Origin of the sequence: Delftia sp. CH05 (assembly GCF_009827015.1) — a bacterium.
Lineage (GTDB): Bacteria > Pseudomonadota > Gammaproteobacteria > Burkholderiales > Burkholderiaceae_C > Comamonas > Comamonas tsuruhatensis.
The window spans coordinates 47074-56348 of sequence record NZ_WUMG01000041.1; the positions used below are offsets into that span (position 1 = coordinate 47074).

Consider the following 9275-nt stretch of genomic DNA (forward strand, 5'->3'; position numbering starts at 1 on the left):
GGGGTTTCGCCATGACCGACACCCCCTCTTCCGGGAATGCCGAGAGCGCCGACAGCGCGGACAACGGCACCGACAAGTACATGGTGCCCGCGCTGGAGCGCGGCCTGCGCCTGCTGCAGGAGTTCGGGCGCGGCAATGCCACGCTGGGCGCGCCCGAGCTGGCCCGCCGCCTGCAGCTGCCGCGCGCCACGGTGTTCCGCATGCTCAACACGCTGGAGGCCATGGGCTTTCTGCAGCGTGCCGAGGGCAGCAATGACTACCGGCTGGGCCTGTCCGTGCTGCGCCTGGGCTTCGAGTTCCTATCGTCCATGGACCTGACCGAGCTGGGCCAGCCCGTGATCGCGCGGCTGTGCGGCGAGATCCGCTACCCCTGCAACATCGTGGTGCGCGATGGCCGCTCCATCGTCTATGTGGCCAAGGTCACGCCACCCACGCCGCTGACCAGTTCGGTGCGCGTGGGCACGCGCCTGCCCGCCCATGCCACGGCCCTGGGCCGCGTGCTGCTGGCCGACCTGTCCCTGCCCGAGCTGCGCGCGCTCTACCCCGAGGACCACCTGGAAGCGCACACGCCCAAGACGCCGCGCACGGTGCTGGACCTGTTCAACCTGGTTGAGGCCGACCGCGAGCGCGGCCATGTGTTCAGCGAGGGCTTCTACGAAAGCTCCATCTGCACCATCGCCGCCCCCGTGCGCGACCACAGCGGGCGCGTGGTGGCGGCGCTGGGCACGACGGTCCCCGCGCCCCATGTGGAGGAGGGCCGTGCCGAGACCCTGATCGCCGGCGTCTGCGACGCGGCGGCCGAGCTGTCCGAGCTGCTGAACTACCGACCGCAAGCGCAAACGCAGACGCAGACGCAGACGGCACAGCTGCTTTCCCTCAATTCCCGGCGCGCAGGAGGCGGCCATGTTTGATTCCCAACTCAAGGACACCACGGCCGTCGTCACCGGCGGCTCTTCGGGCATTGGCCTGGCCACGGTCGATCTGCTGCTGTCGCAGGGCGCGCGTGTCGCCCTGTGCGGGCGCAGCGCCGAACGCCTGGAGCAGGCCGTGCAGCAGCTGCGCAGGCGCCATCCCGAGGCCCGCCTGTTCGCCCAGGCCTGCGACGTGCTCGACGCCGCCCAGGTGCAGCAATTCGCGCGTGACAGCGAGGCTGCGCTGGGTCCGGCCTCCATCCTCGTGAACAACGCGGGCCAGGGCCGGGTCTCGACGTTTGCCAGCACCGACGATGCGGCCTGGACCGAGGAGCTGCACCTGAAGTTCTTCTCGGTGCTGCATCCCACGCGCGCCTTTTTGCCGCAGCTCGAGCGCACGGCGCAGCCGGCCATCGTCTGCGTCAATTCGCTGCTGGCCTCGCAGCCCGAGCCGCACATGGTGGCCACCTCGGCCGCGCGCGCCGGCCTCAAGAACCTGGTGCGCTCCATGGCCACCGAGTTCGCGCCCAAGGGTGTGCGCGTCAACGGCATCCTGGTCGGCCTGATCGAGTCCGGCCAGTGGCGCCGCCGCTTCGAGGCGCGTGAGGACCGCAGCCAGGACTGGAACGCCTGGAGCGCCGACCTCGCCCGCAAGAAGTCCATTCCGCTGGGCCGCCTGGGCTCGCCCGACGAGGCCGCGCGCGCCATCTTCTATCTCGCCACGCCCCTGTCCTCCTACACGACCGGCAGCCACATCGACGTCTCCGGTGGCCTTGCACGGCAAGCGTAGTGCTTCAGCCCCTTCACCCCATTCAAAGCAGAACATGACTTCTTCCGCATCCAAAATCACCGTCGGCGCCGTTGTGGCCCAGTTCCTCGAACACTGCGGCGTGCAGGCCGCGTTCGGGGTGATCTCCATCCACAACATGCCCATCCTGGACGCGATGCATGCGCGCGGCAGGGTCCGCTTCGTGATGGCGCGCGGCGAGGCCGGCGCCGGCAACATGGCCGATGCCTGCGCGCGTTCCACCTCCAGCCTGGGCGTGTGCATCACCAGCACCGGCCCGGCCGCCGGCAACATTGCGGGCAGCCTGGTGGAGGCCTATACGGCCGGCACGCCGCTGCTGCACATCACGGGCCAGATCGAGACGCAGTACCTGGACCAGAAGCTGTCGTACATCCACGAGGCGCCCGACCAGCTGACCATGCTGGGCGCCGTGTCCAAGGCGGCGTTCCGCGTGCGCAGCGCCGAGACCTGCCTGTCCACCCTGAAGGCCGCCGTGCAGGCCGCCGTGACCGCGCCGACCGGCCCGGTGAGCGTGGAGATTCCCATCGACATCCAGCAGACCGTGATCGACATGCCGGCCGACCTGTCGCCGCTGCCGGTGGCCGTGCTGGCCCCCAGCGAGGCATCGCTGGATGCGCTGGCCGACACGCTGGCCAAGGCACGCCGCCCGCTGCTGTGGCTGGGTGGCGGCGCACGCCACGCAGTCGCTGCCGTGCAGCGCCTGAAGGCGCTGGGCTTCGGCATCGTCAGCACGGGCCAGGGCCGCGGCATCGTGGCCGAGGACGATCCGGCCTCGCTGGGCGCCTACAACATCCAAAAGCCCGTGGAGGCCTTCTACCAGCGCTGCGACGCCATGCTGGCCGTGGGCACGCGCCTGCGCAGCAACGAGACGCTGAAGTACGAATTGAAGCTGCCGCGCCCGCTGCTGCGCATCGATGTGGACGCCGCCCAGCAGGGCCGCTGCTATGCCGATGACGGCTTTGTCTGCGGCGACTCGGCCCTGGCGCTGACAGGCCTGGCCGACCGGCTGGAGGCGCGCGGCTACAAGGCCGACCCCGAGCTGCTGGCCGACCTGCGCCAGGTGCACGACGAGGCCGTGGCCACCATGCGCGACGGCCTGGGCCCGTACAGCGTGCTGGTGCAGGAGCTGCAAAAGGCCGTGGGCCGCAACTTCAACTGGGTGCGCGACGTGACCGTCTCCAACAGCACCTGGGGCAACCGCGAGCTGCGCTTTTTCGAGCCCAACGCGGGTGTGCACGCCACGGGCGGCGGCATCGGCATGGGCATGCCCATGGCCATCGGCGCGGCCGTGGGCGCGGCGGTCAGCGGCTCGGGCCGCAAGACGCTGGGCCTGGCGGGCGATGGCGGCTTCATCCTGAACCTGGGCGAGCTGGCCACGCTGGTGCAGGAAGAGTGCGACACCCTGATCGTGCTGATGAACGACCAGCGCTACGGCGTGATCCAGAACATCCAGGACGCCTCCTACGGCGGCCGCCGCTGCTATGTGGAGCTGCACACGCCCGACTACGCGCAGCTGTGCGCCTCCATCCAGCTGCCCCATGCCCGCGTGCAAGACCTCAAGGAGCTGCCGGCGGTGCTGCAGTCGGCCTGGACGAAGAAGGGCCCCTTCCTGCTGGAGATCGACATGCGTGCCATCGGCAATTTCAAGGCCACGTTCTCTGGCCCGCCCGTGAACAAGCTGGACCAGATCCCGGCCACCACCACGGCCACCAAGGCCGCCTGAGGCGGCTGGATTCGAACGAACGAGAGAGGCTCACCATGTCGAACCTGGAACTGCTCCCCATCAACATCGCCGGCGAATGGCGCCTGGGCGGCGGTGGCGAATCCACCACGCTCTATCCCGCCACCGGCGAAGTGGTGGGCCGCCTGCGCGCGCCCAGCCTGGAGGATGTGGAGGAGGCCATCCAGAAGGCCGACCACGCCTTCCGCACCAGCGGCTGGGCCCAGAAAAAGCCCCATGAGCGCGCGGCCGTGCTGCACCGCGTGGCCCAGCTGATCCGCGAGCGCGCCGAGCCCCTGGCCCAGCTGCAGCGCCTGGACAACGGCAAGCCCATCAAGGAAACACGCATGCTGGTGGCCAGCGCCGCCGCCACCTTCCAGTTCTTTGCAGCGGCCTGCGAGACCATGGAGGAAACCATCACGCCCTCGCGCGGCGACTTCATGACCATGAGCGTGTACGAGCCCATGGGCGTGGTGGCGGCCATCACGCCGTGGAACTCGCCGATCGCCAGCGAGGCGCAAAAGCTCGCTCCGGCGCTGGCCGCCGGCAACGCCGTGGTCGTCAAGCCCGCCGAGGCCACGCCGCTGCTGGCGCTGGAGCTGGCGAAGATCTGCGAAGAGGCCGGCGTGCCCAAGGGCCTAGTCAGCGTGCTGCCGGGCCGGGGCTCGGTGATCGGCGACGCCATCACCAAGCATCCGCTGGTCAAGCGCGTGTCGTTCACGGGCGGCACGTCCACGGGCAAGCACATCGCCCACATCGCGGCCGACAAGATGATGCCGGTCTCGCTGGAGCTGGGCGGCAAGTCGGCCACCATGGTGCTGGCCGATGCCGACATCGACCATGCCGTCAACGGCGTGCTCTACGGCATCTTCAGCTCCTCGGGCGAGTCGTGCATCGCGGGCTCGCGCCTGTTCGTGGCGCGCAGCCTGCATGCCGAATTCATGCAGCGCCTCACGGCCAAGGCCGCCGCGCTGCAGGTGGGCGACCCGGCCGACGAGCGTACGCAGATGGGGCCGCTGATCACCGCCAAGCACCGCGAATCCATAGAGAGCTATGTGGCCCTGGGCCTGTCCGAGGGCGGCCGGCTGCTCACGGGCGGCCAGCGGCCCGAGGGCGCGCAGTTCGAACGCGGCTACTACTACCGCCCCACCATCATCGACGGCGTGAAGAACGACTGGCAGATCTGCCAGCAGGAAATCTTCGGCCCCGTGCTCGTGGCCATGCCCTTCGACAACGAGGACGACCTGCTCGCCCAGGCCAACGACAGCGTCTACGCGCTGGCCGCCGGCATCTGGACGCGCGACTACAAGAGCGCCTGGCGCATTGGCCGCGCCGTGCAGGCCGGCACGGTCTGGATCAACACCTACAAGCAGTTCTCCATCTCCACGCCCTTCGGCGGCTGGCGCGACAGCGGCCTGGGCCGCGAGAAGGGACGGCTGGGCATACAGCAGTACATGGAGCAAAAGAGCATGTACTGGGGCTTGAACGAGAGCCCCATCGCTTGGGCAAATTGAAGGAGCACGACATGAGCGTACTGGGCATAGACGAAATCACCTACGGCGCGGACGACCTGGCCACCTGCCGCCGCTTCTTCCTGGACTGGGGCCTGGCGCTGGTGCAGGAAGCGGACGACCGGCTGGTGTTCGAGACCCTCAACGGCTGCCGCGTGATCGTGGCCGCCGTGGACCATCCCGATCTGCCGCCCGCCATCGAGGCCGGCCCCACGCTGCGCGAAGTGGTCTGGGGTGTGGAAAGCGAGGCGGACCTTGCGCTGTACGCCAGCCGCATTGCCGCGCTGCCGGGCTTCACACAGGGCCAGGGGCGCATAGGCTGCACCGACCCCAACGGCCTGTCCGTGCGCCTGCAGGTCACGCAAAAGCGTGATGTGGATGTGCAAGGCGCCGCCTACAACACCTGGAACCGCAAGGACCGCGTCAACCAGGCCAGCCCGGCCTACGAACGCGCCCAGCCCATCGAGGTCGGCCATGTGGTGTTCTTCGTCAAGGACGTGCAGGCCTGCGAGCGCTTCTACGTGGACAACTTCGGCTTCGCGGCCTCGGACCGCTACCCCGAGCGCGGTGCCTTCCTGCGCTGCGCACCCGACGGCGGCCACCACGACATCTTCCTGCTGCAGCGCCCCGCCAAGGACGCGGGCCTGAACCACGTGGCCTTCACGGTGCGCGACATCCACGAGGTCTTCGGCGGCGGCATGCACATCTCGCGCTGCGGCTGGGACACCCAGCTGGGCCCGGGCCGCCATCCCGTGTCCTCGGCCTATTTCTGGTACTTCCGCAATCCGGCCGGCGCCCTGGTCGAGTACTACGCCGACGAGGACCAGCTCACCGCCGACTGGCAGCCCCGCGAGTTCGAGCCCGGCCCCACGGTGTTTGCCGAATGGGCCATCGATGGCGGCATCGACGGCAACACCCGGCGCCAAAAGGGCGTGGGTACCAGCGACGGGAAATTCATCACCGACAAGCGGCATTGAGACCGCGCCTGACGGCCTACCCCCACAACCCAACCACCCCACGGCCCCCACCATGAACAAGACACGTCGCCAGGTTTCTCTTGCCGCTGCATTCCTGGCTGCAGCCACGCTGTCCGGCACCGCGATGGCCCAGGCCTATCCGGCCAAGCCCATCACCATCATCGTGGCCTATCCGGCCGGTGGCGACACCGATGCCATGGCGCGCCTGTATGCCGAGAAGCTGTCCACGCGCCTGGGCCAGCCCGTGCTGGTGGACAACCGCCCCGGCGCCAGCGGCACCATCGGCAGCGTGCATGTGGCCAAGGCCTCGCCGGACGGCTACACGCTGCTGCTGGCGCCCAATACCTTCGCCATCGCGCAGTTCGTGCTCAAGACGGCCTCGGGCTCCAGCTACGACGTGCTGCACGGCTTCACGCCCATCGTGCAGACCAGCGTGCAGCCCATGTTCGTGGCCACCAACCAGGCCTCGGGCATCAAGGACATGAAGACCCTGATCGCCCAGGGCAAGCGCGACGGCCTGACCTACGCCAGCCCCGGCAGCGGCTCGCCCATGCACATCCTGGGCGAGATGTTCAACCGCGCCGCCGGCACGCGCATCGCCCACATTCCCTACAAGGGCGTGGCACCTGCCGTCAACGACCTGATCGGCGGCCATGTGCCCACGACCTTCATGACCTGGGGACCGATCGCGCCCTACGTCGGCGGCAAGGTCGCCGCCCTGGCCGTGGCCGACAGCCAGCGCAGCGCGCTGGCCCCCAATGTGCCCACCCTGGCCGAGCTGGGCGTCAAGGATGTGGAAGTGTCCGCATGGCAGGGCCTGTTCGGCCCCAAGGGCATGTCGCCCGAGACCGTGAAGCTGCTGAACACGCACCTCAACGAGATCCTGAAGATGCCCGACGTGGTCTCCAAGATGGCCACCTTCGGCGCGCTGCCCGCAGGCGGCGAGCCCGCGCGCCTGGAAAAGACGAATGCCGCCGATTTCAATCGCTTCGGCAAGCTCATCAAAGACCTGGATATCAGGGCTGATTGAGCACCCCCCACACAAGACAGTTTTCGAAGGAGAGAACCATGGCCGCTGATCGCTATCTCGAGCCGCACCAGGCGCGCGAACGTGCCCCCACCCTGATGGAAGACCTGCTGGGCGATTCCATCGAACGCGCCTTCGGCGAAGGCGTGCAGACCCTGCCCGAACTGGTGGCCTACCTCAACCGCAGCGGCCCCTCCGGCGAGAACGGCGAGGCCTGGACCGAAGACAGCTTCCAGGCGCTGATGGCGCGGCTGGGCTATTGATACCGAGCAGGACTGGAGAGCCCCATGAACGTACAAACCATCACCATCGATCCGGTGGACGGCCTGCTCAACAAAGGCCTGAAGAACCTCTGGTACGCGGTCTGCCCCTCGGACTTCGTGAAGACCCAGCCCGTGTCCGTGCGCCGCTTCGGCCGCAAGATCGCGCTGTGGCGCGATGCCGCCGGCCAGGTCCACGCGCTGGAAGACCATTGCCCGCACCGCGGCGCGCCGCTGTCGCAGGGCGTGATCCTGGGCGACCGCCTGGCCTGCCCCTACCACGGCGTGGAAGTGCGCTGCGACGGCACCGTGACCAAGGTGCCCGGCAGCCCCGGCTGCAAGCTCGAAGGCTCGCGCGCGGCGCTGGCCTTCCATGCGCGCGAGGCGCATGGCGCCATCTTTCTCTACAACAGCGACAAGGCCGTTGACGAGGCGCCCGAGTTCACGCTGCCCGAGGAGCTGACCTCGCCTGAGTACTCCAACTTCCTGTGCTATGCCGAGTGGCGCAGCGACTACCGCTATGCGCTGGACAACGTCATGGACCCCATGCACGGCACCTTCCTGCACAAGCAGTCGCACTCCATGGCCGAGGGTGACAGCAAGGCCACGTTCCAGGTGCGCGAGACCGATGACGGCTTCGTCTTCGAGAAGGTGGGCCAGCGCGGCGTGAACTTCGACTGGACCGAGTGGGGCAGCACGGGCGTGCACTGGATGCGCCTGGAGATTCCGTACCCCAAGACCGGCGGCCCCGGCGGCAACTTCGCCATCGTGGCCTGCGTCACGCCCATCAGCGCCGACCTGTGCGCCGTGTTCTTCTGGCGCTGCCGCAAGGTGCAGGGCTGGATGCGCGACACCTGGCGCTTCCTGTACCGCAACCGCCTGGAGGCGCGCCACTGGGCCGTGCTGGAGCAGGACCGGATCATGATGGAGCAGATGGAGCTGGACGCCAACGAGCGCGAGAACCTCTACCAGCACGACATCGGCCTGGTGCGCCTGCGCCGCCACCTGCGCCGCCTGGCCCAGGAGCAGATCGACGAAGGCGCCGCATCATGAGCACCAACCTCCAGGCCTTCGTGCACACGCTGCGCTTCGAGGCCCAGGACACCATCAGCGTGGACCTGCGGCCCGTGGCGGGCGGGGAGCTTCCCGCCTTCACGCCGGGCTCGCACATCGATCTGCACCTGCCCAACGGCCTGGTGCGCAGCTACTCGCTGAGCAACCCCAGCGAGGAGCGCCACCGCTACGTGGTCGGCGTGCTGCGCGACCGCGCCAGCCGCGGTGGCTCGCGCTGCGTGCACGAGTCGCTGCGCGTGGGAATGCCCATCACCATCTCCGAGCCGCGCAACCATTTCGCGCTGGACGAAAGCGCCGCGCACACCGTGCTGGTGGCCGGCGGCATCGGCATCACGCCTCTGCTGTGCATGGCACGCCGCCTCAAGGGCCAGGGCCGCTCGTTCGAGATGCTGTACTTCGCCCGCGAGCGCAAGGGCGCGGCCTTCCTGGAAGAGCTGCAGGCGCTGGGCATGCCGCTGCACCTGCACTTCGACAGCGAGGCCGGCGGCCCGCCCGACCTGCGCGCGCTGCTGGCCCAACGCCAGCCCGACGCGGGCACGCACCACTACGCCTGCGGCCCCACGCCCATGCTGGACGCCTTCGAGAAGTTCTGCGCCGAGCTGGGCCACGCCAACGCCCACATCGAGCGCTTCACGCCCGTGGAGGTCAAGGCCGCCGACGATGCGCGCAGCAACTACACGGTGGAACTCAAGCGCAGCGGCCGCTTCATCGAGATCACGCCCGAGAAGTCGCTGCTCGACACCCTGCTGGATGCCGGCATCCAGATGGACCACAGCTGCTGCGAAGGTGTCTGCGGCTCCTGCGAGACGCGCGTGCTCGAAGGCATTCCGGACCACCGCGACTCGGTGCTCAGCCCCAAGGAAAAGGCCAGCAACAAAGTGATGATGGTCTGCGTTTCCGGCTGCAAGAGCGAACGTTTAGTGCTCGATATCTGAGCAGGCAATCAGACCTGCACGGCAACAACCCACCACCCCCAAGCCCCCCAAG

General features: G+C 68.6%; 9 protein-coding genes. All 9 read left to right on the plus strand.

Features of this window, described 5'->3' with window-relative positions; genetic code table 11:
• Positions 1–11: 11 nt before the first annotated feature.
• Genes GRX31_RS23875 through GRX31_RS23915 form a run of 9 tightly spaced genes read left to right on the plus strand, consistent with a single transcriptional unit; the run spans position 12 to position 9223 of the window.
• Positions 12–911 carry an IclR family transcriptional regulator gene (locus GRX31_RS23875; RefSeq protein ID WP_160855215.1) on the plus strand — a complete coding sequence of 300 codons (900 nt, stop codon included), beginning with the start codon at positions 12–14 and terminating at the stop codon, positions 909–911.
• Complete coding sequence (locus GRX31_RS23880) at positions 904–1701, plus strand: SDR family oxidoreductase (RefSeq protein ID WP_126311150.1); 798 nt, start codon at positions 904–906, stop codon at positions 1699–1701. Before GRX31_RS23875 ends, GRX31_RS23880 begins: the two co-directional genes overlap by 8 nt.
• Positions 1702–1735: 34 nt before the next feature.
• Positions 1736–3442, plus strand: coding sequence for a thiamine pyrophosphate-binding protein (locus tag GRX31_RS23885; RefSeq protein WP_160855217.1), 1707 nt, complete (start codon positions 1736–1738; stop codon positions 3440–3442).
• Between the two features lie 35 nt (positions 3443–3477).
• Positions 3478–4953, plus strand: coding sequence for an aldehyde dehydrogenase (locus GRX31_RS23890; RefSeq protein WP_017406709.1), 1476 nt, complete (start codon positions 3478–3480; stop codon positions 4951–4953).
• An 11-nt stretch (positions 4954–4964) separates the two neighbouring features.
• Complete coding sequence (locus GRX31_RS23895) at positions 4965–5927, plus strand: VOC family protein (protein WP_047217885.1); 963 nt, start codon at positions 4965–4967, stop codon at positions 5925–5927.
• A gap of 52 nt (positions 5928–5979) precedes the next feature.
• On the plus strand, positions 5980–6957 hold the full coding sequence (locus tag GRX31_RS23900) for a Bug family tripartite tricarboxylate transporter substrate binding protein (RefSeq protein WP_016449102.1): 978 nt from the start codon (positions 5980–5982) through the stop codon (positions 6955–6957).
• Positions 6958–6995: 38 nt separating this feature from the next.
• On the plus strand, positions 6996–7217 hold the full coding sequence (locus GRX31_RS23905; protein WP_016452043.1) for a recombinase-like helix-turn-helix domain-containing protein: 222 nt from the start codon (positions 6996–6998) through the stop codon (positions 7215–7217).
• A 24-nt stretch (positions 7218–7241) separates the two neighbouring features.
• A complete protein-coding gene (locus GRX31_RS23910) occupies positions 7242–8267 on the plus strand; it encodes an aromatic ring-hydroxylating oxygenase subunit alpha (RefSeq protein WP_016449104.1) in 1026 nt (341 codons plus the stop codon).
• A complete protein-coding gene (locus GRX31_RS23915; protein WP_016449105.1) occupies positions 8264–9223 on the plus strand; it encodes a PDR/VanB family oxidoreductase in 960 nt (319 codons plus the stop codon). Before GRX31_RS23910 ends, GRX31_RS23915 begins: the two co-directional genes overlap by 4 nt.
• Positions 9224–9275 lie beyond the last annotated feature (52 nt).